24 protein-coding genes, 2 tRNA genes and 1 pseudogene are annotated in these 23,249 nt (G+C 71.3%); 19 read left to right on the top strand and 8 right to left on the bottom strand.

Annotated elements, in window-relative coordinates; genetic code table 11:
* Positions 1–33 precede the first annotated feature (33 nt).
* Positions 34–2,613, bottom strand: a complete 2,580-nt coding sequence (locus tag ABIC29_RS01185; protein ID WP_354241982.1) for an AfsR/SARP family transcriptional regulator — start codon at positions 2,611–2,613, stop codon at positions 34–36.
* 271 nt (positions 2,614–2,884) lie between these two features.
* On the opposite strand from ABIC29_RS01185, the gene ABIC29_RS01190 reads away from it, so the two are divergent.
* From ABIC29_RS01190 to ABIC29_RS01215, 5 genes are all read left to right on the top strand, one after another.
* Positions 2,885–2,956, top strand: a tRNA-Thr gene (locus ABIC29_RS01190).
* 49 nt (positions 2,957–3,005) lie between these two features.
* A tRNA-Met gene (locus tag ABIC29_RS01195) sits at positions 3,006–3,079 on the top strand.
* Between the two features lie 133 nt (positions 3,080–3,212).
* Positions 3,213–4,004, top strand: a complete 792-nt coding sequence (locus ABIC29_RS01200; protein WP_116080486.1) for a CPBP family intramembrane glutamic endopeptidase — start codon at positions 3,213–3,215, stop codon at positions 4,002–4,004.
* Complete coding sequence (locus ABIC29_RS18990; RefSeq protein WP_502915437.1) at positions 4,001–4,537, top strand: DUF1905 domain-containing protein; 537 nt, start codon at positions 4,001–4,003, stop codon at positions 4,535–4,537. Before ABIC29_RS01200 ends, ABIC29_RS18990 begins: the two co-directional genes overlap by 4 nt.
* Positions 4,538–4,544: 7 nt before the next feature.
* On the top strand, positions 4,545–5,366 hold the full coding sequence (locus tag ABIC29_RS01215) for a siderophore-interacting protein (protein WP_354241985.1): 822 nt from the start codon (positions 4,545–4,547) through the stop codon (positions 5,364–5,366).
* A 117-nt stretch (positions 5,367–5,483) separates the two neighbouring features.
* Here the strand turns inward: ABIC29_RS01215 and ABIC29_RS01220 are convergent, their stop codons facing one another.
* The 3 genes from ABIC29_RS01220 to ABIC29_RS01230 are packed head-to-tail and all read right to left on the bottom strand — an operon-like array spanning position 5,484 to position 7,823.
* The gene (locus tag ABIC29_RS01220; RefSeq protein WP_116080489.1) at positions 5,484–6,224 is read right to left on the bottom strand and encodes a DivIVA domain-containing protein; all 741 of its coding nucleotides are present in this window, start codon (positions 6,222–6,224) and stop codon (positions 5,484–5,486) included.
* Complete coding sequence (locus ABIC29_RS01225) at positions 6,221–7,414, bottom strand: globin domain-containing protein (RefSeq protein ID WP_116080490.1); 1,194 nt, start codon at positions 7,412–7,414, stop codon at positions 6,221–6,223. The genes ABIC29_RS01220 and ABIC29_RS01225 overlap by 4 nt, the downstream gene beginning before the upstream one ends.
* A gap of 4 nt (positions 7,415–7,418) precedes the next feature.
* Positions 7,419–7,823 carry a group I truncated hemoglobin gene (locus tag ABIC29_RS01230; protein WP_354241989.1) on the bottom strand — a complete coding sequence of 135 codons (405 nt, stop codon included), beginning with the start codon at positions 7,821–7,823 and terminating at the stop codon, positions 7,419–7,421.
* 176 nt (positions 7,824–7,999) lie between these two features.
* Here ABIC29_RS01230 and ABIC29_RS01235 point away from each other — a divergent pair, with 176 nt between their 5' ends.
* Complete coding sequence (locus tag ABIC29_RS01235) at positions 8,000–8,233, top strand: hypothetical protein (RefSeq protein WP_116080492.1); 234 nt, start codon at positions 8,000–8,002, stop codon at positions 8,231–8,233.
* Positions 8,234–8,299: 66 nt separating this feature from the next.
* Here ABIC29_RS01235 and ABIC29_RS01240 read toward each other — a convergent pair whose 3' ends face one another.
* On the bottom strand, positions 8,300–8,650 hold the full coding sequence (locus tag ABIC29_RS01240; RefSeq protein WP_147309106.1) for a hypothetical protein: 351 nt from the start codon (positions 8,648–8,650) through the stop codon (positions 8,300–8,302).
* Between the two features lie 100 nt (positions 8,651–8,750).
* Between ABIC29_RS01240 and ABIC29_RS01245 the strand changes: the two genes are divergently transcribed.
* From ABIC29_RS01245 to ABIC29_RS01260, 4 genes are all read left to right on the top strand, one after another.
* The gene (locus tag ABIC29_RS01245) at positions 8,751–9,071 is read left to right on the top strand and encodes a DUF7882 family protein (protein ID WP_116080494.1); all 321 of its coding nucleotides are present in this window, start codon (positions 8,751–8,753) and stop codon (positions 9,069–9,071) included.
* The gene (locus ABIC29_RS01250; RefSeq protein ID WP_354241993.1) at positions 9,068–9,274 is read left to right on the top strand and encodes a hypothetical protein; all 207 of its coding nucleotides are present in this window, start codon (positions 9,068–9,070) and stop codon (positions 9,272–9,274) included. Before ABIC29_RS01245 ends, ABIC29_RS01250 begins: the two co-directional genes overlap by 4 nt.
* Before the next feature lie 8 nt (positions 9,275–9,282).
* Complete coding sequence (locus ABIC29_RS01255; protein ID WP_116080496.1) at positions 9,283–9,558, top strand: hypothetical protein; 276 nt, start codon at positions 9,283–9,285, stop codon at positions 9,556–9,558.
* 153 nt (positions 9,559–9,711) lie between these two features.
* Positions 9,712–10,026 carry a DUF7882 family protein gene (locus ABIC29_RS01260; RefSeq protein ID WP_354241996.1) on the top strand — a complete coding sequence of 105 codons (315 nt, stop codon included), beginning with the start codon at positions 9,712–9,714 and terminating at the stop codon, positions 10,024–10,026.
* Here ABIC29_RS01260 and ABIC29_RS01265 read toward each other — a convergent pair.
* Positions 10,013–10,219 carry a hypothetical protein gene (locus ABIC29_RS01265; RefSeq protein ID WP_116080498.1) on the bottom strand — a complete coding sequence of 69 codons (207 nt, stop codon included), beginning with the start codon at positions 10,217–10,219 and terminating at the stop codon, positions 10,013–10,015. The two genes, ABIC29_RS01260 and ABIC29_RS01265, sit on opposite strands and share 14 nt — an antisense overlap.
* A gap of 244 nt (positions 10,220–10,463) precedes the next feature.
* Between ABIC29_RS01265 and ABIC29_RS01270 the strand changes: the two are divergent.
* From ABIC29_RS01270 to ABIC29_RS01295, 6 genes and pseudogenes are all read left to right on the top strand, one after another.
* Positions 10,464–11,417, top strand: a pseudogene (locus ABIC29_RS01270) (manganese catalase family protein); the annotation flags it as partial.
* Positions 11,418–11,661: 244 nt separating this feature from the next.
* On the top strand, positions 11,662–12,702 hold the full coding sequence (locus ABIC29_RS01275; protein ID WP_116080500.1) for a LacI family DNA-binding transcriptional regulator: 1,041 nt from the start codon (positions 11,662–11,664) through the stop codon (positions 12,700–12,702).
* A 105-nt stretch (positions 12,703–12,807) separates the two neighbouring features.
* Entirely contained in the window at positions 12,808–13,542 is a 735-nt protein-coding gene (locus ABIC29_RS01280) for an L-ribulose-5-phosphate 4-epimerase (RefSeq protein WP_354242000.1), read from the top strand.
* Entirely contained in the window at positions 13,539–15,179 is a 1,641-nt protein-coding gene (locus ABIC29_RS01285; RefSeq protein WP_354242003.1) for a xylulokinase, read from the top strand. Before ABIC29_RS01280 ends, ABIC29_RS01285 begins: the two co-directional genes overlap by 4 nt.
* Before the next feature lie 31 nt (positions 15,180–15,210).
* Complete coding sequence (gene araA / locus ABIC29_RS01290) at positions 15,211–16,734, top strand: L-arabinose isomerase (protein ID WP_116080502.1); 1,524 nt, start codon at positions 15,211–15,213, stop codon at positions 16,732–16,734.
* Positions 16,735–17,658 carry an aldose 1-epimerase family protein gene (locus ABIC29_RS01295; protein WP_354242006.1) on the top strand — a complete coding sequence of 308 codons (924 nt, stop codon included), beginning with the start codon at positions 16,735–16,737 and terminating at the stop codon, positions 17,656–17,658. It abuts the gene before it with no gap.
* 205 nt (positions 17,659–17,863) lie between these two features.
* Here ABIC29_RS01295 and ABIC29_RS01300 read toward each other — a convergent pair whose 3' ends face one another.
* Positions 17,864–18,151 carry a hypothetical protein gene (locus ABIC29_RS01300; protein WP_354242009.1) on the bottom strand — a complete coding sequence of 96 codons (288 nt, stop codon included), beginning with the start codon at positions 18,149–18,151 and terminating at the stop codon, positions 17,864–17,866.
* 23 nt (positions 18,152–18,174) lie between these two features.
* Here ABIC29_RS01300 and ABIC29_RS01305 point away from each other — a divergent pair, with 23 nt between their 5' ends.
* A complete protein-coding gene (locus ABIC29_RS01305; RefSeq protein WP_354242012.1) occupies positions 18,175–18,705 on the top strand; it encodes a MarR family winged helix-turn-helix transcriptional regulator in 531 nt (176 codons plus the stop codon).
* 90 nt (positions 18,706–18,795) lie between these two features.
* Here the strand turns inward: ABIC29_RS01305 and poxB are convergent, their stop codons facing one another.
* Entirely contained in the window at positions 18,796–20,529 is a 1,734-nt protein-coding gene (gene poxB / locus ABIC29_RS01310) for a ubiquinone-dependent pyruvate dehydrogenase (RefSeq protein ID WP_354242015.1), read from the bottom strand.
* 162 nt (positions 20,530–20,691) lie between these two features.
* On the opposite strand from poxB, the gene ABIC29_RS01315 reads away from it, so the two are divergent.
* Entirely contained in the window at positions 20,692–21,780 is a 1,089-nt protein-coding gene (locus ABIC29_RS01315) for a substrate-binding domain-containing protein (protein ID WP_116080506.1), read from the top strand.
* 164 nt (positions 21,781–21,944) lie between these two features.
* Entirely contained in the window at positions 21,945–23,249 is a 1,305-nt protein-coding gene (locus tag ABIC29_RS01320; protein ID WP_116080507.1) for an ABC transporter substrate-binding protein, read from the top strand.

Raw genomic sequence — 23,249 nt, forward strand, 5'->3', positions numbered from 1 at the left:
GCTCGGGAGCGCTGGACGTAGAACCCGGCCCGCTCACTCCGCCTCGAGCGCGTTGCGCATCGTGCGGTAGCCCTCCTCGGCGCGCCGGGCGGCGATGACGTTGCCGGCCCGGTCGTGCATCGTCACGAGGGTGCGCCACGAGTCGTCGAGCCAGGGGTCGATCTCCACGGCGCGCCTGGCCACGGCGACCGCGGCCTGCGTTTCGCCGAAGTGGGAGTGCAGGTGCGCGAGCGACGAGGCCGCCTCGCCGGCCCGGTGGCGGTACCGCTCGCGCGCGCCCACCGCCCACTCCGCGGGGCCGTCCTCCGGCAGCACGTCGCCCCGGTAGAGCTCCAGTGCGGTGACGAGCCGGTCGCGGGCGACGCCGGGATCCCGCCGTGCCTTCGCGATCGCCGCCTCGCTCAGGTGCTCGTCGAAGTCCGCGAGGTCGCAGTCGTGGTTCGCCGCGATGCCGATGCGGTAGGCCTCGCCGACGCGCTCGACGATGCCGCCCTGCCGGCCGGAGGCGGGCAGCATGCGGCGCAGGCTCGACACGCTCACGTGCAGGGCGTGCAGCGCGGACTCGCTGCCGAGGTCGGTCCAGAGCAGGTCGGCGATGAGCTCGCGGTGCAGCGGGGCGCCGGCGTTCAGGGCGAGCATGCGCAGCAGCATCCTGGCCTGGGGGCGCACGAGCCTGAGGTCCGCCTCGACCCCGTCGAGCTGGAGCCGGAAGCCGCCGAAGCACGTCACCGCGACGCGCACCCCGGTCGGCTGCGGCGTCTCGACGCGCAGCCGCGCGCGCCGGGGGAGCGTCATCGGCAGGCGGGGCAGCCCGGTCTCGAGTGCCGTGCGGCGGGCGATGCCCGCGTGCGCCGCCGCGGCATCCGCATCGGTCGAGCGGAGCGCGGCGGCCGCTTCGAGCAGCGCCCTCGGCCCGGGCAACCGGAGCGTGATCGTGGCGGCATCGACGGCGGCGATGAGGTCGGGCGCCCGCCGGTCGTCGGTGATCGCAGCGCCGACGGCGGCCATGGCACGGCCCCAGGTCGCGACATCCGCGAGTCCGAGTCGGTCGCAGCGCTCGGCGAACGCGGTCGCGCGCTCGGTCTCGAAGACGCCCCGACGGAATCGGTCGACCACGTCGACGGCGATGACGATGCCTGCCCCGATGGCGTCGCCGCGAAGCTCGAGCTGGTCGAACACCTGCGCGACGGTGCCGCGTTCGCGCGCGGTCGTGATGGCCGCGATCGCACCGCGTGTGATGCGTGCGAGCCCGCCGAGCGCATGCTCGACGCACTGGCGCTCGAGGGCGAGCAGCCCGTCGAGCGTCTCGCGCTGACCGGCGATGGGTGCGCGGATGACGAGCAGCGCGAGTTGGGCCGTACTGCGGTCCGCGACGGATTCCGCGGTTCGGGCGGTGCGACGAAGGCTCGGCACGGCTCCGGCGAGGTCGCCTCGGCGAATGCGGTCGAGCGCATCCGAGAGCACGGGGTGGTGCTCGAGCGGGGCGGATGCCGCGTGCCCGGCGGCCGACGGGGGCGTCACCGTGATGCGGTCGTCGGCGCTGGCCGCCTCGAGCGCCGCCGCGATGCCGGGCGACCTGCGCAGGGCCTGCCGCGAGGGCTGCTCGGCCCACAGTGCCGCACCTCGCCGGGCGGCCGGGTCGCCGCGGAGCAGGTCGTCGAGCTCGGTCCACGCCCGGCCTGCCGCGAGGGCGTCGGCGGCTTCGGCGGTGGCGCCCTCGTCCAGCAGCACCTGGCACGCCGTCTTCGAGGCGACCGTCCGCGTGAGCGGGTCCATGCTGCGCAACAGGTGCCGGCGCAGCATCGGCGGCAGGGCGCGGCGCCCGCCGTCGCGGCGGGTGTGCATGACGACTCCGGCGTCGAGCGCGCCGATGAGGGCGATCGCGCCCTGGTGGCCGAGCAGGCCAGCGGTGCGCGCCAGGTCGAGCTGCGGCAGCGCGCTCGTCATCGTCAGGGCATCGACCAGCGTCGACGGGAGATCCGCCAGCACCTCCTCGATCCAGCCCGCGGCCGTGTCGCCGTACACGGCGTCGGCCAGCCAGGCGTCGAGCGCCTCGTCGGAGCCCTGGCCCGCCGTCGTCGCGAGCTCGCGCACCAGCTGCGCCCATCCGGCCGTCTCGTGGCGCACGCGCGACGTGGTCTCGGGGTCGAGCCTGCGGTGGCACACGGCGCGGAAGAGCCCGGCGACGTCGGGCAGCCGCAGCGCGAGCGCCGGCGCGGTGACGACGGTCTCACGGGTGATCGCGAAGGTCGGCGGTCGGCGTGAGACCACGATGAGGCGCCCGAGTCCGGATGCCGCGACGAACGCCTCGAGCACGGGTTCGGCGGCCGTGCCGATGAGGTGCTGCGCGTCGTCGACGGCGAGCGTGCCGTTCGACCCCGCCGCGGCGTCGAGGAGTGCCCGGCGCGCGACATCCGGATCGCTCCAGTCACGGGTCGCCGAGATGAACGCGCCCTCGGCCTCGAGCACCAGCCGCCGCGCGAGCGTGGACTTGCCGCTGCCCGCGGCGCCGATCACGTAGGTGACGGGCGCCGGGCCGCGGGGCGTGCGCGCAGGCCGACCGGCACCGGGGCGAGACCCGGAATCGATGACATCCGTGAAGGTCGAGAACACCGTCACCCCCAAAACTGACGGACCCACTCGCGGGAATGCGATGAGGGTACTGCGGCGTCCGGCGCGCGGCATCGGTGCGAGCACTGATCGGGACGCTCGGCCCCTCCATTCGGGCCGTATGCCCCCCGGTCTGGGGTGTGCCGGGCGTCGGCTCCTGCGCTGCGGGCGTCGGTTCGGGCTCCGCCGGCCCTCGGTACGGGCGGCGCCGACCCGTGGTTCGGAACCTGGCCCCGGAGGTGATATCCTCTTCAGGTTGCCGATTACGGCACACGCCCCGATAGCTCAGTGGTAGAGCACTTCCATGGTAAGGAAGGGGTCGTCAGTTCAATCCTGACTCGGGGCTCTGGTTTCTCTCGGTTCGGCCTCGCGGCTGAACCGGCGAAGGCCTTCCCGGCGGGGTAGCTCAGGTGGTTAGAGCACACGGCTCATAATCGTGGTGTCGCGGGTTCGAGTCCCGCCCTCGCTACAAAACAGCCCTGGATTTCTTCGGAAGTCCGGGGCTTTCGTGTTCGGGCGGTGCGTGTTCGAGTGCGCGTCCTCGGGCGGCGCTCCTGCGCGAATGCCGGGACCGTCGCGCGGCTGGCGATATCGTGCAAGCCATGACCGTCGATCACGCGCCCCGCATCGCGCCCCGCGTCTGGCTCGGGGTCCTCGCCTACCTGCTCTACCTCGCCGTGTTCTGCGGCGTCTGGATCTTCAACGGCATCGATTACACGCACATCGGCGACAGCGAGGACACGCTCTGGAAGTGGTACGTCGCGCCGCTCCTGGCGGGCGCCGTGGTGATCGTCGTCATCGTGTCGGTGTACGGATGGTGGCGTCCGTCCCTCTTCGATGAGCGGCAGCGGATGCCGGCATGGGTGTGGGTGTTCCCGGGCGCGCTCGCCGTGGTCGCGATCGCGAACGTCCTCCTCGGCGACACCTCCGCGCTCACGCCGACGATGTGGCTGCTGCTCACGCTCGGCAGCCTGATCGTGGGGTTCAACGAGGAACTCGTCACCCGCGGTCAGCTCATCGTGGCCCTTCGCAGCCGATTCGGCGAGCTCGGCGTCTGGTTCTTCAGCACGCTCCTCTTCGGGCTCCTGCACCTGCCCAACACGCTCTTCGGCACCGGTCCGTTCGGCGTCACCCAGGTGTTCATCACCTTCGTGCTCGGGAGCGCCCTCTACCTGCTGCGACGGGTCAGCGGCACCCTGATCGCCGCCATGCTCCTCCACGGACTCTGGGACTTCTCGACGTTCGCCGCGAACTCCGGGCTCACCGGCCTCTTCGGCATTCCCATCGGCATCGCGGCGGTCGTCGTCGCCATCGTCCTGACGCGCCGTGAGGGTCGAGCCGCCACGGCATCCGGACCGAGCTCCGCTGAGGCCGAGCAGGGGGGAGCGCGATGACGGAGTTCCGGGCGGTCGTGGAGCCGCACGAGAAGATGCGGGGGCTCGAGGTTCCCGAGACGGCGGTCGAGGAGCTCGGCGGGGGCCGGCGTCCGCGTGTGTCCGTCACCGTCAACGGCCACTCGTGGGAGACGCGCGTCGCGATCATGCTCGGGCGCAACCTCATCGGGCTGAGCCACGCCAACCGCGCGGCGGCCGGGCTCGAGGTCGGCGACGAGGTCACCGTGCGGCTCGAGCTCGTCGCCGAGCCCGTCGACGCCGACGTGCCCGACGACGTCGCGGCCGCTCGATGCCGATCCGGCGGTGCGCGCCAGGTTCGACGCACTGACGGTCAGCCAGCGGCGCCAGCAGGTGCGCGTCATCGACCAGGCGAAGACGGCACCGACGAGGGAGCGCCGCATCGCGAACCTCGTCGACGAGCTGAGCGGCCACGGCGGCTGAGCGCCCTCGTCGGCGTCGGCGTGCGGCGTCGGCGTGACTTCGGCCGTCGATCCTCCGGCCGCGGACGGACCACCCCGCTCGGCATGATGTGATGGGAGGATGCCGACCACTCGCCTCGCCGTGACGGGCGCCACCTGGATCACGCCGAACCTCCGCCGGCTGCACCTGCGCAGCGACGACCTCTCGGCGTTCGCCGACAGCGGGTTCACCGATCGCTACCTCAAGCTCGTCTTCCCGAAGCCGGGCGTGACCTACCCCGACCAGATCGACGTGCGCGAGCTGCGCGGCACGATGCCGGCCGAAGACCTGCCGGTCGTGCGCACGTACACGGCGCTGCATCCGGATGTCTCGGCCGGCACGCTCGACATCGACTTCGTCGTGCACGGCGATGAGGGGGTCGCCGGGCCGTGGGCGGCGAACGCGAAGCCGGGCGACACCCTGCTCGCCAACGGGCCCGGCGGAGCCTACCGTCCGCTCGCCTCCGCCGACTGGCACCTGCTCGCCGGCGACGAGTCGGCCGTGCCTGCCATCGCGGCCGCGCTCGAGGCGCTGCCGGCCGACGCCGTGGCCAGGGTCGTCCTGCTCGTGGAGTCGGCCGAGCATGAACCACGGCTCGCCCTGCCGAGCGGCGGCACCGTCGTCTTCGTGCACCGCGACGGCGATCGCGGCGACAGCCTGCTCGCCGCCGCCGTGCGTGCCGTCGACTGGCTCGACGGGCGCGTGCACGCGTTCGTGCACGGCGAGGCCGAGGAGGTCATGCGGGGTGTGCGGCCCTACCTCCGCACCGAGCGAGGGCTCGGCCGCGAGCAGCTCTCGATCTCGGGGTACTGGCGCCGCGGGCGCACCGAGGACTCCTTCCGGCAGTGGAAGGCCGACTTCGCGCGTGCCGAGGGCGACGAGCGGGAGGAACGCCGGCCCTGAGGCATCCGCTCGCCTCCGCGCCGCTCGCGGCCGCAGCCCCCGCGGCCGCGTCGGCACGGCTGCGCTCGCCCGCCTCGCGGATCGAACCGATCCGGTCGGCGAGCGAGCGCGGTCAGGTCACGGACTGACGTACGACTGCCGCTGCTTCGTGGGCTGCGGCGGGACCGCCGGCAGCCAGTCCGGTTCCTCGTCGGGGTACTCGTCTTCGGGGGTCGAGGACGAGGCAGCCTGCTCGGCCGACTGCTCGACCGCCTCGGGCTGCGGCAGCGTGCCGAGGCGATCGACCTGTTCGGTGAGCGCATCGAGCACCGAGCGCAACTGGATCTGCGCGACCTGCGCGTAGGTGCGCACGTACTCGATCTCGGGCATCGACGGCAGCGTGATGCTGCCGCTGGCGGTGCTCGGCTCGGCAGGGGCCGCGGCCGCCGCGTCGGCGTTGCGCTCCTGCGTCTCGCGGTACTGCGTGCGCGCCGTGAGCACGAGATCCCGTGCGTACGCCTCCGCGTCGGCGACCGCCTTGTCGGCGATCATCTGCGCCTGCGAGAGCAGGCCGACCGCGCCGAGCGTGACCTCGTGCTCGAGGTCGGCGTTGTCGGTGCTCCGGAGCTTCGTGTTCTCGGCTCGGAGCTCTGCGAGCTCTCGACGGTTCTCGTCGAGTGCCGCGCGGACCGCGTCGACCGCCTGCGAGAGGTCGGCCACGAAGGCATCCACCTCGGCGCGGTCGTACCCGCCGAGCGGCCGCGAGGCGAAGCGCACGGAGCCCGACTCCGGCAGGCGCGAGACGGCGGCGACGAGGCCGCCTTCGGACGCCGGCGGTTGGGGGATCGGGAGTTCGTCTGCGTCGTCCCAAGTGGTCATCGGGCACTTCCCATCGGTTGCTCAGCGAGCGGCGACGGCTGCGGGGCGGGGAGCCCCGGCTCATCCTCGAGCTGGGCGAACAGTTCGAAACGGAGATCGGGGGAGGCCACGCCGAGGTCGCGCAGCCGTGAGGCGGTGTGACGCACCATCGAGCGCGATCCGCACACCATGGCGAGGGCGCCGGGGATGACGCCGTGCTCGGCGACCGCGTCGCTGACCAGGCCCTTGCGGCCGGGGTAGCTCGGGTCGTCGGACACGACCGGCGTGTAGGTGAACCACGGCCGACCGGCCAGGCTCTGCATGAGCCGGTTCTCGTACAGGTTCCACGGCACGCGGGCGCCGTGGAACAGGTGCACGCGCGGGGCGTCGCCGGTCGCCTGCCACTGCAGGTCGATGCGCTCGAGGTGTGCGCGGAGCGGGGCCAGGCCCGTTCCGCCCGCGACCATGACGAGATCGCGACCGCGGTCGGCCTCGTCGAGCGTCAGCTCCTGTCCGACCGCGGACCCCAGGCGCAGCACGTCGCCGGCCTTCAGCCGTCGTACGATCGCGCCGGAGACCTGCCCGCCGGGCACCAGTTGCACGTGCAACTCGATCGTGCCGTCGGCGCGCGGTGCGTTGGCGGGGCTGAAGTACCGCCACAACCGCGGCGCGTAGGGCGTCTCGACCGCGAACGACTGCCCGGGCTCGAACGCGAGATCGGGCTCGGGGCGCACGTGCACGATCGCGATGTCCATGCTGCGGCGCTCGACCCCGATGACATGGCCGGCCCAGGACGGCGGACTGCTCAGCTCCGATTCCTCGGCGGCCTGCACCATCGCGGTCGCGATGACGCCATACGCCGCCGCCCAGTCCGCGGCGAGCTCGGGGGTCCAGAGCTCGCCGAGGAAGTGCTTCAGCGTGGTGAGCAGCGAGAGCCCGACGGCGTCGTAGTGCTCGGCGATGACCTCGAACCTGCGGTGATCGCGCCCGAGTTGCTGGATGAAGGCGGTCACCTCCTCGAGCTGGTCGACGTTGGAGACGATCCGCCCGAGCGCGCCGACGAGTCGGTCGCGCTGGGTGGCCATCGCGACCGGGAACATCGCCCGGAGCTCGGGGTGCGTGTAGAAGAGGTGCGAGTAGAAGAAGAGCGGCACCTCGTCGCCGAGCGTCTCGGCCAGCGACCAGGTGTGCTTCAGCGCGGCGGTGTCCACGCGCTCACGCCTGGGCCGCGGGGACCTCGACGATATCGGGCTGGGTCGCGGCCACCGCGGACACGGTGCGGTCGATGATCTCGGCCGGCACGCCGGCCTCGGTCAGCGCGGCGATCAGGTGCCCGGCGACGGCGCCGAACTCCTCGGCCGTGATGCCCATGTTCGCGTGGGCCGCGCGCAGCTCGCGCCCTTCGTAGGCGACCGGTCCGCCCATGACCTGCGAGACGAGTGCGACCTGATGCCGCTTGAGGCGGACCATCTCGATGCCCTCGAAGTGCTTCGCCAGCAGGTCGTCGCCGAGCACGAGCTCGTAGAACCGGTTGACGACGGCGGTGACGGACGGTGCGCCGCCGACGGCCGCGTAGTCGCTCTGGGCTTCGGGTTCGGTCTGCAGGTCGAGGGAGGTCATATCGGGTCGTCCGTTCAGTAGGGGGGTTTGGGACCTCCCTTTCCTAGCAGAAGGGAAACGATCAGATCAAAGCTTTTCGGGTATCTCACATCGCTTCCATAGGGCGTGCGGTGCGCTCGCCCGGGAGCCGGGGCTCCCGGCCACTCCGGGCCGGCGGTCGCGGGTAGGCTGACCGGGTGGAACCCGGCCTGATCTTCGCCCTGGCATGGGCCGTGCTCGCCCTCGTCGCCGGCGTCGCGCTCATCGTCCGCCGCCGTTGGCTCGCCGAGACGATCACGGCCGAGCGGCAGTCGAACGTGGCGCGGGCCGGAGCCCGTGGCCCGAGTTCGAACGTGTTCCTGATCGTGGGCCTCGTCTTCGTCGCGATGGGCCTGTTCATCCTCGTCTGGTGGGCGTCGGCCGCGTTCTGACCCGCTGACCCGCCGACCCGCCGACCTGCTGGCACGCCGACCCGCGCGGCCGGCCACCGGCATCCGTCACTCGGCGAACGGTTCGACGACCTCGTCGGCATCGAGCAGGATGTCGCTCATCTCGTCGGGCCATGCGATGGTCGAGGGCTCGATGCGTCGGGTGCGCTGTTCGAGGTCGGCGACGAGCGCCGCGTCGGTGAACTCGCCGATCGAATCCGCGATGTGGGTGGAGTAGAGCTGGCTCGCAGGACCGAGCAGCACGTGCGCGGTCGTCACGGCGCCGGCCTCGCCGAGCACCGGGATCGTCACGACATCCGAGGTGTGGGCGTCTGCGAGCGCACGGGCGTAGCGGAGCACCGCCTTGCAGACGGCATCAGGCATGATCATGTACCCGTTCGCATAGTGCAGTCGCCTCATGGCCCGAGTATGCGCGTGCGGCGCCGCAGCGCAAGGGGGGTTGCGCATGGCGAAAACGGTGTGAGACTGTGCGCGACGGCAATCCGGAAGAAGGCGCGACGTGGGCAAGTTCATCTACGAGACGCTTCGAGTCGACTTCGAGGATCGCGTCCTCGCGCATCTCCAACACGTGATCGGGGCCAAGCTGCGACGCGGCGAGTCCTTCCACTTCTCGTGGCGGGACGACGCGTCGATCGGGAACGGCCGAACGACCATCTGGATGCACCCGTCCGCGATGATCGTCTACAAGTACTACGGCTCCCGACCGCCCTCGATCAACCGGGCCTGGATCGAGGCGCTCAGCCAGGTCGCGAACTCGGGTGCCGGGCTCCACCTCGTGCCCGAACCGGCCGACGGCCCGACGAGCGGGAGCGATTCATGAAGCGCATCGACATCTACTACGCCGGACAGCACTACTCGGTCTCGGGGCGCGAGTACGAGGAACTCCGGCAGGAGATCCTCGATGGCGTCACGGCAGGGCGGGCCTGGCTCCGGGTGAACATCGGCGAGGGCCAGAACGTGCCGTGCGACCTGCTGATCTCACCGGGCGTGCCGATCTCGCTCGTGCCGATCGCGGCGACCTAGGCCGACCGATGCTGCGCACCAGGTTGATCATCGACGGGCGGGACTACCTCATGCCCTCCGAAGATGACCCGGAGACGGTCATGGCGAACATCACGGCCCTGGTGAGGGCCGGGGGCGGGTTCGTGGAGACGGTGCGCACCCTCGATCGAACGGTGAGCGTCTTCGTCTCGTCGGGCGCGAGCATGTCGGTGGAGGTGACCGAGATCGAGGGCGATTCGCCCGAAGGGCTGGCGGAGGAGGCGTGGGCGATGCACTCGGCGTTCGACGCGTACGACCTCGAGTGAGGCGCGTGCCGACCGTACGTCCCACGTATCCCCTGGATGAGGGCCATCGCGCCTAGCCTCGGAGGAGCACCTGCTCCGCCGTGAGGCTCTCCCGGCAAATCGGTTGCGGCCCCGGCGACCGTTCCAACTGGAACGGCACGGAGGCGACGCGCCATGGGCATCTTCATCTACGACACGAAGCTCGAGCTCCCGGTCGACGATCGGCTGCTCGCACACCTGCAGATCGTGATCGTCGACAAGTTCCGTCGCAACGAGACGTTCGCGATGAGCCTCCTGCACGAGGGTCGCGCCATCACCCTCTGGATGTCGCCGCAATCGCGAGTGCAGTTCGTCTACGCGGGCAATCGCCGCCCGTCGATCAATCCCGCCTGGCTCGACGTGCTCTCCGACAGGGCCGGGATGTCGGGAGTGCTCCGCATCGTGCACGAGCCGTCCGCTCGCATCGAGCCCTCCCTCACGAGGGCGTGACGAGCACCCAGGTCTCGCCGCACAGCAGGCACATCGCCATCGACGGCGGATGGATGAGTCCGGCCTTCGCCGATGAGGCGCGCACGACGCGCACGCTCGGGGAGCCGCAGTTCCGGCAGGCCACCTCGCCGCGGGGATGGCGGCGTGCGTTGGGCGGTGGCGGCACGGGGTCCGTCGTCGGCGTGCTGGTCATGATCGTGTCCCATCTCGATTCGGCGGCTCGTGGCCACGCCCGGCCAACCGTAGGCGTTGGGCAGGTCGGGAGATAGAGGCTTGACATCCGCGATCCGACCGAACGTCTCGGCGTGGGGCCTCGCGAGGCCTCCGGTGCCGTGTCGGCGGCCGGGCGCGGCCCGGTGTCAAGCCCCTGCTGGTGGCGACGGGCGCCGACGTAGCCTTGCCGCCCGCAACGACGCAAGGGGCCCAGGGGGTACCAGATGTTCTTCCACGTGCAACGACTGATCAACGAGATCGTGCCCGACGAGCCGGATCCGGCCGCCGCCAACGCGCTGCAGGAGGGTCTCGGCGGGCAGTTCGGCGAGATGCGCACGATGATGCAGTACCTGTTCCAGGCCATGAACTTCCGGGGCCCGACGGGCAAGCCCTATCGCGACCTCCTCCAGGGCATCGGCACTGAGGAGATCAGCCATGTCGAGCTCATCGGCACCACGATCTCGCGACTGCTCGACGGATCCCCGCGGTACCAGGGCAAGCCGTCCGACCCGCTCGACGAACCCGGTGCGGGCGGCGCGACGCCGCTGAAGATCGCCCTCGACGAGGGCAACATCCATCACTACCTCGTGGGCGCCCAGGGCGCCCTGCCCGTCGATGCCGCAGGCAACCCGTGGAGCGGCAGCTACGTGTACAACTCGGGCAACCTGCCCCTCGACCTGCTCTACAACCTCATGCTCGAGTCGACGGGCCGGCTGCAGAAGTGCCGCATCTACGAGATGACCGGCAACGCGACCGCTCGGTCGACGATCGCGTACCTGATCGTGCGCGACCAGGCGCACGAGAACGCGTATGCGAGGGCGCTCGAGTCGCTCGGCGTGAAGTGGAAGGCCCTGCTGCCGATTCCGAAGACGAACGCCGAGCAGTTCCCCGAGGTCAAGCGGCTGCTCGACCTCGGGCTGCAGAGCAAGCAGTTCACGTTCGACCTCGCGGGGCAGTCCGAGGCGGGCCGGATCTTCCGCGGCATGTCGCCCTCGAACGACGGCACCGAGCTCGACGCGCGCGAGCAGGCGCCGGAGGGCGTTCCGTCGACGATCGCCCCCGAGCGCTTCGAGGAGTTCTCGCCGGGCCTCGATCCCGACCTCCTCGCGCTCGTGCAGGCGACCGCCGAGATGGAGATGGCCGAAGCCGCCGACCCGCTGTTCGGGCCCGTGGCCCCGGCCGCGACCTCCGCCGCCGCATCCGGAACCACGGCCGGGTCGAAGACGAAGGCCGCGTCGAAGACGCCGGCGAAGTCGAAGGGCCACGCCAAGTCGAAGACGTGACGCACGCGCGAGCCGGCAGATGCCGGCTCGCGCGTCGGCGGCGGGACGGTGCGGCACCACGGGAGGCGACGCTCGCCCGGTGGCACGACGCGTCGGATACGCTCGGGTTCGAATCCACGCGGGCGACGAGGGACGGCACATGCAGGCATCCGGCACCGAGCGCGCGCCGGGTGCGCCGGCGGCCGCCCCGACGCGCGCGGTCGGCGTGCGCGACGTCGCGGTGCTCGCGGGGGTGTCGCGGCAGACGGTGTCGCGGGTGCTGAACGAGCATCCGCAGATCAAGGAGTCCACGCGGCGCCGCGTCATGGACGCCATCGCCGAACTGGAGTACACCCCGAACTTCGCGGCACGCGCGCTCGGCACGAAGCGGTCGCGCACGATCGGCGTGCTCGCGTCGGACTCGCGCCACTACGGCCCGTCCACGAGCATCGCGGCGCTCGAGGCCGCCGCGCGCGCCGCGGGCCACTGGGTGAGCACGGCCTACGTCGACTCCGAGGACCTGGACTCGGTCTCGGCGGGCATCGCGCACCTGCGCGGGCAGGCCGTCGACGGCATCGTCGTGGTCGCACCGCACGTGCGCGTGCTCGAGGCGCTCGACGAGCTGCGCGTCGACGTTCCCGTCGTGACCCTGCTCGCCGGCGGTCGCGACGACCGCAGCCCGGCCGTCGACCAGGTCGAGGGCGCGCGCATCGCCACGCGCCACCTCGTCGAGCTCGGGCACACCCGCATCGCGCACCTCGCCGGGCCGTCCGACTGGCTCGAGGCGAGCTCGCGCGAGCACGGCTTCGCGATCGAGCTCGACGCGCACGGGCTCGATGCGGTTTCGGTGATCCGCGGCGACTGGTCGGCGCGTTCGGGGTACGACGCGGGCGAGCTGCTGATGGCGGATGCCCCGACCGCCGTCTTCGCCGCGAACGACCAGATGGCGCTCGGCCTCGTGCGCTTCGTGCGCGAGCGCGGCGGCGACGTGCCCGGTTCGCTCAGCCTCGTGGGCTTCGACGACATCCCCGATGCGGAGTTCTTCTGGCCGCCGCTCACGACCGTGCGCCAGGACTTCGACGAACTCGCCCGGCGTGCCGTCGCCACCCTGGTCGAGGGTGCGAGTGGGGCGGATGCCGCGGCCGGCCGTCCCATGCTCGTTCCGGAGCTGATCGTCCGTGCGTCGACCGCGACTCGCTGAGTGCCGCGCCCGGCCCGCCCGGAGCCCCGGTCCGATTGACAGCGAGGAGCGTCTGAGTCAGAATGTGACCGGTCACAGTGGCCCGATCGCGATGGAGGACGCCCCGTGAATGCAACATCCCAGAAGTTCGGGGCGGAGGTCGAGGCGGCCATCGCGCGTGTGCGCGCAGACGTCGCGAAGCTGCACGGTGAACTCACGCGGTACGGCCTGGTGGTGTGGACGGGTGGCAATGTCAGTGGTCGGGTTCCGGGTGCTGAGTTGTTCGTGATCAAGCCGTCGGGTGTGAGCTATGACGATCTGGCGCCGGAGAACATGATCCTGTGCGATCTGGACGGCAATGTGATCGAGGGCACGCCTGGTGCCGAGCGCAGCCCGTCGAGCGATACGGCGGCGCATGCGTACGTGTATCGGAACATGCCCGAGGTCGGTGGTGTGGTGCACACGCATTCGACGTATGCGGTGGCGTGGGCGGCACGCAATGAGGAGATCCCGTGCGTGATCACGGCGATGGCCGATGAGTTCGGCGGTCCGATTCCGGTGGGTCCGTTCGCGATCATCGGTGATGACTCGATCGGTCGGGGCATCGTGGAGACCCTGTCGGGGCATCGCTCGCGTGCGGTGTTGATGGCCAACCACGGCCCGTTCACGATCGGCACGTCGGCGAAGGATGCGGTCAAGGCTGCGGTGATGGTCGAGGATGTCGCGCGCACGGTGCACCTGGCGCGTGAGGCGGGCCCGTTGGTGCCGATCCCGCAGGACTCGATCGACCGGTTGTACGACCGGTACCAGAACGTCTACGGACAGAGCACCGACGCCCGACGGAAGGAACCCAAGGCATGAGCGACTCCACCCTTCAGCAGACGGCTGATCTCGATACGGCGCCGGGGCGCCCACTCGATCGGCAGTCCATCCTCGACGGGCGCACGTCGCTCGGCATCGAGCTCGGCTCCACGCGCATCAAGGCCTGCCTCGTCGACGCGGCGGACCCCACGAGCGTGCTCGCCGTCGGCAGCCACGAGTGGGAGAACCGCTTCGAGGATCGCGTCTGGACCTACTCGCTCGAGGACGTCTGGTCGGGCCTGCAGGCGGCTTACGCCGACCTCGTCGCCGACGTGCGGCGCCGCTACGACGCGACGCCCGAGACCTTCGGCGCGATCGGCGTCTCGGCGATGATGCACGGCTACCTCGCCTTCGACGAGCGCGACGAGCTGCTCGTGCCGTTCCGCACCTGGCGCAACACCTCGACCGGTGAGGCCTCCGCCGAGCTCAGCGAGCGCTTCGGGGTGAACATCCCGCTGCGCTGGTCGATCGCCCACCTGCACCAGGCGGTGCTCGACGCCGAGGCGCATGTTCCCGACGTCCGCTTCGTGACGACCCTCGCCGGGTACGTGCACTGGCGCCTCACCGACCGCAAGGTGCTCGGCGTCGGCGACGCCTCCGGCATGTTCCCGATCGACGCGGCGACCCACGACTACGACGCGACCCTCGTCGCCTCCTACGACGCGCTCGTCGGCGACCGCGCCCCGCGGCCACTCGTCGAGCTGCTGCCGCAGGTGCTCGAGGCGGGCGTGCCGGCAGGCGTGCTCACCACGGGCGGTGCGGCCCTGCTCGACCCGACCGGCGGCCTGAAGCCGGGCGCGCTGCTGTGCCCGCCCGAGGGCGACGCCGGCACCGGCATGGTCGCGACGAACTCGGTCGCCCCGCGCACCGGCAACGTCAGCGCCGGCACGAGCATCTTCGCGATGGTCGTGCTCGAGCGGCCCCTCGAGCACGCGCACCACGAGCTCGACCTCGTGACCACGCCCGCGGGCGACCCGGTCGCGATGGTGCACTGCAACAACGGCGCGAGCGAGCTCGCCGCGTGGGCGGGCGTGTTCGGGCAGTTCGCCGCGGCATCCGGAACCCCGATCGGATCCGACGCCGTGTTCGAGGCGCTGTTCACGGCCGCGCTCGAGGGCGAGGCCGACGCCGGCGGGCTGCTCGCCTACAACCACCTCGCGGGCGAGCCCATCGCGGGCCTCACCGAGGGGCGCCCGCTCGTCGTGCGCACGCCCGACAGCCGTCTCACGCTGCCGAACTTCATGCGCGCCCAGCTCTACGGCGTGTACGGCACGCTCGCGCTCGGCATGCGCGTGCTCGAGGGCGAGGGCGTCGAGCTCGAACGCATGTTCGCGCACGGTGGCATGTTCCGCACCGCGGGCGTCGCCCAGCGCTTCCTCGCGGGCGCCCTCGACGCACCCGTCGCGGTGGGCGAGACCGCCTCCGAGGGCGGCGCGTGGGGCATCGCAGTGCTCGCGTCGTACCTCTCGGCCGCCGCCGAGACCGACCTCGGCGCCTACCTGGACGACCGCGTCTTCGCCGATGCGGGCTTCGAGACGGCCGATCCCGACCCGGCGGATGTCGCCGGCTTCGCCTCCTACCTCGACCGCTACCGGGCCGGCCTCGCGGCCGAGGCCGCCGCCGTCGAAGCCCTCTGACCTCCACCACCTCACCACCGAAGGACCGCTCATGACCCGCACCCCGCTCACCACCTCGCTCGACCAGTACGAGGTCTGGTTCCTCACCGGCAGCCAGCACCTCTACGGCCCCGAGACCCTCGCACAGGTCGCCCAGCAGTCGGAGCAGATCGCCGCGACGCTCGACGCGGCATCCGACGTGCCGGTGAAGATCGTCTGGCTGCCCGTGCTCACCGACTCGGCCGCGATCAAGAAGGTCGTGCTCGAGGCGAACGCGGCCCCGAACGTGATCGGCCTCGTCGCGTGGATGCACACGTTCAGCCCCGCCAAGATGTGGATCGCGGGCCTCGACGCCCTGCAGAAGCCGCTCGCGCACCTGCACACGCAGGCCAACGTCGAGCTGCCGTGGGCCGACATCGACTTCGACTTCATGAACCTGAACCAGGCCGCGCACGGCGACCGCGAGTTCGGCTACATCCAGACCCGCCTCGGCGTGCCCCGCAAGACGATCGTCGGCCACGCGAGCGACCCCGTCGTGCAGCAGCAGCTCGGCGTCTGGCAGCGCGCCGCCGCCGGCCTCGCGGCCTCGCGCGACCTGAAGCTCGCGCGCTTCGGCGACAACATGCGCTACGTCGCCGTCACCGAGGGCGACAAGACCGAGGCCGAGCTGCGGCTCGGCGTGCAGGTCAACACCTGGGGCGTCAACGAGCTCGCCGAGGCCGTCGCCGCGGCGGCCGAGGCCGAGATCGACGAGCTCGTCGCGGTCTACGAGCGCGAGTACGACGTGGTGCCCGAACTGCGCAAGGGCGGCGAGCGCCACCAGTCGCTGCGCGACGGCGCCGCGATCGAGATCGGCCTGCGCTCGTTCCTCGAGGAGGGCGGCTTCGGCGCGTTCACGACCTCGTTCGAGGACCTCGGCGAGCTCAAGCAGCTGCCCGGCCTCGCGGTCCAGCGCCTCATGGCCGAGGGCTACGGCTTCGGCGCAGAGGGCGACTGGAAGACGGCCGTGCTCGTGCGCATCGCGAACGTCATGGGCGCCGGCCTGCCCGGCGGCGCGAGCCTCATGGAGGACTACACCTACGACATGACGCCCGGCGACGAGCTCATCCTCGGCGCGCACATGCTCGAGGTCTCGCCCTCGCTCACGACGGCCAAGCCGACCCTCGAGGTGCACCCGCTCGGCATCGGCGGCAAGGACGACCCGGTGCGCCTCGTCTTCACGGCCGACCCCGGCCCCGCCGTCGTCGTCGCGATGAGCGACATGCGCGACCGGTTCCGCCTCACGGCGAACGTCGTCGAGAACGTCGCGCCGCGCGAGTCGCTGCCGAACCTGCCCGTCGGCCGTGCCGTCTGGAAGCCGGCCCCCGACTTCCGCACGAGCGCCGCCGCGTGGCTCACCGCCGGTGCCGCGCACCACACGGTGATGTCGACCGCGGTCGGCGTCGACGTGTTCCGCGACTTCGCCGAGATGGCCGAGATCGAGCTGCTCGTGATCGACGACGAGACCACGCTGCCCGGCTTCAAGCACGAGGTGCGCTGGAACCAGGCCTACTACCGTCTGGCGCAGGGCCTGTAAGTGGGCAACGCGCTCTCCGGGTACCAGCACGAGATCGGTGCGCACGGCTACGTCGCCGTCATCGCGAGCGTCGGGGCCTCCCTGCGTTCGCTGACCTACGAGGGTCGCGACCTCGTCGTGCCCTTCGAGGCCGAGGAGGTGCGCCCGGCCTACCGCGGCGTCACGCTCGTGCCGTGGCCGAACCGGGTCGTCGACGGCCGCTACCGTTTCGGCGGGGTCGACGAGCAGCTGCCGCTCACCGAGCCCGAGCGCGGGCACGCCCTGCACGGACTCGCCGCCTGGCTCGACTTCGAGCCCGTGCACCGCGAGAGCGCGCGGGTCGTGCTCGCCGCGACGATCGAGGCGCAGGCGGGCTACCCGCACCGGCTCGCCGTCGAGGTCGAGTTCCGCGTCGACGCCGGCGGCCTGCACACCACGGTCACTGCGAAGAACATCGGTCCGGATGCCGCGCCCTACGGCACCGGCCCGCACCCGTACCTCGTGGCGGGCGGGGGCTCGGTCGACGACTGGACCCTCACGCTGCCCGCGGCCGAGGTGCTCGAGGTCACGCCCGACCGCCTCATCCCGACGGCTACCGCGGCGGTCGACGCGCCGCGCGACGGCGACTCGTTCGACTTCCGGATGCCGCGGCGCATCGGGGCGACCGAGATCGACCACGCCTTCACGGGGCTGGCCTACGACGCCGAGGGCCCCGACGGTGCCGTGCAGGCGACGCTCACCGATGCCGACGGGCGCGGCGTCGGCATGGGGTGGCGCCGGGAGTGCCCGTGGGTGCAGATCCACACGGCCGACGGCAGCGGACGCACCGGCCTCGCGGTCGAGCCGATGACCTGCCCGCCCGACGCGTTCAACTCGGGTGTCGACCTCATCGTGCTCGAACCCGGCGACTCGTCGTCGGCGCGCTGGACGATCTTCGGCATCTGACGCGGGATCCTCCCGCGACGCAGACCACCCGGCCCGGCTGGGGCTCGGTCGGTCACCGCCCTTCGACGAGGGTGGTGGTCGACCCGGCTCCAGCCGGGCCGTCGGTCGAGTGCGACGACGTCGTGTATCGAGACCCGTGTTGGTGTGCTCGGGGTCTCGATACGCTTCGCTACTCGACCTACTCGACCTACTCGACCTACTCGACCTACTCGACCGGCGAGGCTGCGGGCGTCGGGCAGTGCACCTGCGTGCGCTCGCCAGAGCGGTCGATGTCGTGGGCGGCCATCAGGCCGCCGCAGAGCGGACAGCGAGGATCGGCCGGGGGCACGTACGGAGCCTCAGGGCGGCCGATGCCGACCTGCGCCGGGCCGGTGAAGCGGTAGATGAACCGGTTCACGGCGTTGTAGAGGCCGGGCTTGCCGATGAACGGGTTCAGCGGGTTGAGCCCGGGTTCGGGCGTCCACGCCACCGCGTCCTCATTCTTTCGTGCCATAACAGTTAGTATACTAACGAATTATGGATGCCGCCCCGACCGCCGAACGCCGCGACAACCGAGAAGCTGCCGACGACGTCGATCCGCTCGCGCTCGACCGCCAGCTCTGCTTCGCCCTCGCCGTCGCGTCGCGTCTCGTGATCGGCACGTACAAGCCGATCCTCGAGCCGATGGGGCTCACGCATCCGCAGTACCTCGTGATGCTCGCGCTGTGGGAGCACGAGCCGCTCGCGCTCTCCGAGATCGCGGCCCTCGTGCGGCTCGAGCCGGCAACCCTGTCGCCGCTCGTCAAGCGGCTCGAGGTCGCCGGGCTCGTGACCCGCGAGCGCTCGATCCACGACGAGCGCCAGCTCGCCCTGCGACTCACCGAGGCCGGCCGACGCCTGCGCGACCAGGCCGAGCACGTGCCAGAGCAGGTCGTCGCGTCGCTCGGCGTCGAGGTCGACGACCTCGTGCGCCTGCACGCCGAGCTCTCGACCCTGATCCAGCGCATCAGCCCGACGCGCGGCTCCGACGCCGACCCGTCTCCCGCCTCCGCCTCGAGCGCGCGATGACGGAGTTCCGGGCGGTCGTGCCCGCACGAGAAGGCGGACGGGCACGCCGAGACTGAGGGTGCGGGCTGACGCGCTCCGCCGCCCGCTGGCTCAGCGGAAGAGGCGCCGCCACACGTTCGTGTCGGCGAGGTCGAGCAGTTCGTCGCCCCGGCCCGACATGACCGTGCGCAGCGCGTAGAGCGCGAAGCCCTTCGTCTGCGCGGCGGTGATCGACGGCGGGATCGAGAGCTCCTGACGAGCGACGACGACGTCGATGAGCGCGGCGCCGGGTTCGGCGAACGCCCTGGTCAGCGCCGCCTCGAGGTCGGCACCCTCCTCGACGCGGATGCCGGTGATGCCGACCGACTCCGCGACCGCCGCGAAGTCGGGGTTCACGAGTTCGGTGCCGAAGTTCACGATGCCGGCCGCCTTCATCTCGACCTCGACGAAGTTCAGCGACGAGTTGTTGAAGACGACGATCTTGATCGGCAGGTCGTTCTGCCGGATCGAGAGCAGGTCGCCCATGAGCATCGCGAGGCCGCCGTCGCCCGCGAGCGCGATCACCTGGCGTCCGGGGGCGGCCGCCTGCGCGCCGAGCGCGTGCGGCATCGCGTTGGCCATCGAGCCGTGCGTGAACGAACCGATCAGTCGACGTTCGCGCGTCATCCGGAGGTACCTCGCCGTCCAGACGACGGGCGAACCGACATCCGCCGTGAAGATCGCGTCGGGATCGGCCAGCCGGTCGATGACCTTCGCGAGGTACTCGGGATGGATCGGCTGCTTGCCGTCGTCGTTCGCGAGGCCGTCGAGCTCGCCGCGCGTCTTCTCGTAGTGCCGCACGCTCGACTCGAGGTGCTTGCCGCTGCGATCCTCGGCGATGAGTGGCAGCAGGGCGGAGGCCGTCTCGCGCACGTCGCCGACGAGTCCGAGGTCGACGGGCGTCCGACGCCCGAGCTGCTCGCCGCGAAGGTCGACCTGCACGACCTTCGCCTTCGACGGGTAGAACTGCCGGTACGGGAAGTCGCTGCCGAGGATGAGCAGCGCGTCGCACTTCTCCATGGCCCGGTAGCCGGAGGCGAACCCGAGCAGCCCGGTCATGCCGACGTCGTACGGGTTGTCGTACTCGATGTGCTCCTTGCCTCGGAAGGCGTGCACGATCGGCGCCTGCAGCCGCTCGGCGAGCGCGAGCACCTCGGCGTGCGCGCCGGCCACCCCGGCGCCGGCGAGGATCGTGACCGCGTCTGCGGCATTCAGGATGCCGGCGGCCTCGGTCAGCTCGTCGGGGGAGGGCAGCACGCGCGGGCGGGCGGCGCGGATGGGGGCGCTCGGACGGCGCGCCGGCGCATCGCGGAAGAACACGTCGCCCGGCACGACCACGACGGCGACGCCCTGCTTCTCGACGGCCGTGCGCAAGGCCGTCTCGAGCACCCACGGCAGCTGCGACGGATCGCCGACGAGCTCGCAGTAGACGCTGCACTCGCGGAAGAGCTCCTGCGGGTGCGTCTCCTGGAAGTACCCGCTGCCGATCTCGGACGACGGGATGTGCGAGGCGATCGCGAGCACGGGCACGCGGCTGCGCTGCGCGTCGAAGAGGCCGTTGATGAAATGCAGGTTGCCGGGTCCGCAGCTGCCGGCGACGACCGCGAGCTCGCCCGTGACGGCGGCATCGGCGGCGGCGGCGAACGCGGCGGTCTCCTCGTGCCTCGCGTGCAGCCACCGGATGCCGCCGTCACGGCGCAGTGCGTCGGTGAACGCGTTGAGCGAGTCGCCCGGGAGGCCCCAGACCCGGCTCACCCCCGCCAGCTTCAGCGTGTCCACGAACAGTTCGGCGATGGTCTGCGACATGCGTCATCCCCCCGGATGGTGTGCGGGCGCCGGGACGACGCCGTGCCTCCACCGTACGTCGCGACGACGGGGTCGCGTCGGGTGGGCGATTTCGTCCCGACGTGCGTATCGTGGATCCTGTTCGATCTTGAGAACGCACAAACATGAACATCTGGAGGCTCGGTGGTCGCCGTCGCACGTCATGACGCCATCCTGCGGGAGCTCGAGCTGCGGGGCTCCCTCGCCATCACCCAACTCTCGAAGCGCCTCGACGTCTCGGCGATGACGCTGCGCCGCGACCTCGCGGAACTCGAGTCGCGCGGCCTCCTCGTGCGCGTGCACGGCGGTGCGGTCTCGACCGCGGTCGCGAAGCAGCAGGAGCGGGGCTCCGGTTCGGCCGGCGCGATGGCGCGGCGCCCGGTCGCGACGATCGGCATGATCGCGCCGACCGCGAACTACTACTTCCCGCAGGTCATCCGCGGAGCGAGCGACGCCGCGCGCGAGCTGAACTGCCGACTGGTGCTCGGCACCACGAACTACTCGGAGCGAGAGGAGCTTCGCCAGGCCGAACGCCTCATCGCCGGCGGGGTCGATGGGCTGATGATCACGCCGCACAACGGGCTGGTCGAGGGATCGCCGCTGCACGAGCTGCTGATCGACGCGCCCGTTCCGGTCGTGGTCGTCGAGCGCGGGGTCGACGAGCGCATCGCCGGCCGCATCGAGTCCGTGCGGAGCGACCATGCGTACGGCGCCGAACTCGCGGTGCGACACCTCGTGGAGCGCGGGCATGGCCGCATCGCGCTGGCGGCGCGGGAGGCGGCGACCACGCCGTGGCTCCTCGACGGGTACGAACGCACCATGGCGCGGCTCGGGCTGGCCGGGCACGTGCGCTTCCGCTCGCTGCCGACGCCCGCCGTCGGCGCCGATTCGGCGATCGACGCGCTCGAGCGGTTCTACGACGAGTGCGTGCAGCACGAGGTCACCGCGGCGCTCATGCTGGGCGACGTGGACTCCATGGCGTTCGCGGATCTCGTGATCGAGCGCGGCCTGCGCATCCCCGAGGACTTCGCGCTCGTCGCCTACGACGACGAGTTCTCGGCCTTCGCCGCCGTACCGCTGACCGCGGTCGCGCCGCCGAAGCACGACCTCGGGTATGCGGCCCTGCGCCTCTGCTTCGACCGCGTCCGGCAGCACGAGCACGCCGGCCACGCGGTCACGCGGATGTCGCTCCTGCCGACGCTCGTCGAACGGGAGTCGACGCGGTCTGCGTGATCGGCCAGGTCTGCGTGATCGGCGAGGCCTGCGTCATCGGCGAGGCCTGCGTCATCGGCATCGAGATGTTCTGAAATGTTCGCTTTGTGCGTCATTGCTTGCGGCGACGCCCGGACTCGACTTCAGTGGCCCGTGCACGCTTCACATTCAAAGGAGAATCCGTCATGAACCTGCGTCGCACTTCCCTCACCGCAGCGGCGATGCTGGCCGCGGGCGTCCTCCTCGCCGGATGCACGTCCGCCGCTTCGGCGCCGTCCGGCGACACCGGCAGCGGTGCGACCCCCACAGGCGAGGTCACGTTCTGGTCCTCGCTCAGCGGGATGGCGGACGTCGCCGCCGCGTTCAACGCGAGCCAGGACGACATCACCGTGAACTTCGAGGAGATCGCGAACGGCGCGAACGGCGGCTACACGAAGCTCGCCGCCGCGATCGAGTCCGGGACCGGTCCGGACGTGGTCGGCATCGAGTACTACCGGCTTCCCGGATTCGTCGGTTCCGGCCAGGTCATGCCGCTGGACGACCTCGTGCCGAGCGACACGCTCGACGAGTACAGCGACCAGGTGCGCGGCCTCGTCGACTTCGAGGGAGCGACCTACGGCATGCCCTACGACGCCCCGCCGCTCGTCATGTGGTACCGCCAGGACGTGCTCGAGGCCGCGGGCGTCGAGGTGCCCAAGACCTGGGACGAGTTCGAGGCGGCCGCCCGTGCGGTGCACACCGCGAACCCCGAGGCCTACCTCACGAGCTTCTTCACGAACGAGCCCCAGCTCGCCCCGCTCTCGTGGCAGGCGGGCTCGACCTGGTTCGGCGTCGACGACGACCACTGGAAGGTCTCGATCGACGACGACGCCTCGACGAAGGTGGCCGACTACTGGCAGAAGCTCATCGATGAAGACCTCGTGAAGCCGCAGCTCGGCTTCAGCGACGAGTGGACCGCCGATCTCAACAGCGGCGTCGTCAACGGCTGGGTCGGCGGCTCGTGGAGCGCATCCGGCCTGAAGACCCGCACCGAGGCGAGCGGCCAGGCCGGCAAGTGGATCGCCGCGGTGCCGCCGTCGTGGGACGGCGAGCCGAGCGGCGCGCTGAGCGGCGGCACGAGCTTCGCGGTCACCGAGAACTCGAAGAACTCCGCCGCGGCCGCAGCCTTCCTCACCTGGCTCACGACCGAGCCTGCCGCCGTCGAGGCGCGGGGAGCGGTCGGCACGGCCTACCTCGCCTACCCGGGCCTGAACGACGTCGCCGAGAAGGTCGCGCCGGTCGACTACTACGGCAACGACATCTACGCCGTCTTCGACGAGGCATCCGCATCGGTCGTCGACGGATGGTCGTGGGGCCCGAACTACGACATCACCAATACGGCGCTGACCGACGCGGTCACGACCGCACCCACCCTCGGCGATGCGCTCGAGCAGACGCAGGAGGAGACCGTGACCGGGCTCGAGCAGCTCGGACTCGAGATCTCCGAATAG

Source organism: Agromyces sp. PvR057, from assembly GCF_040547485.1.
GTDB lineage: Bacteria > Actinomycetota > Actinomycetes > Actinomycetales > Microbacteriaceae > Agromyces.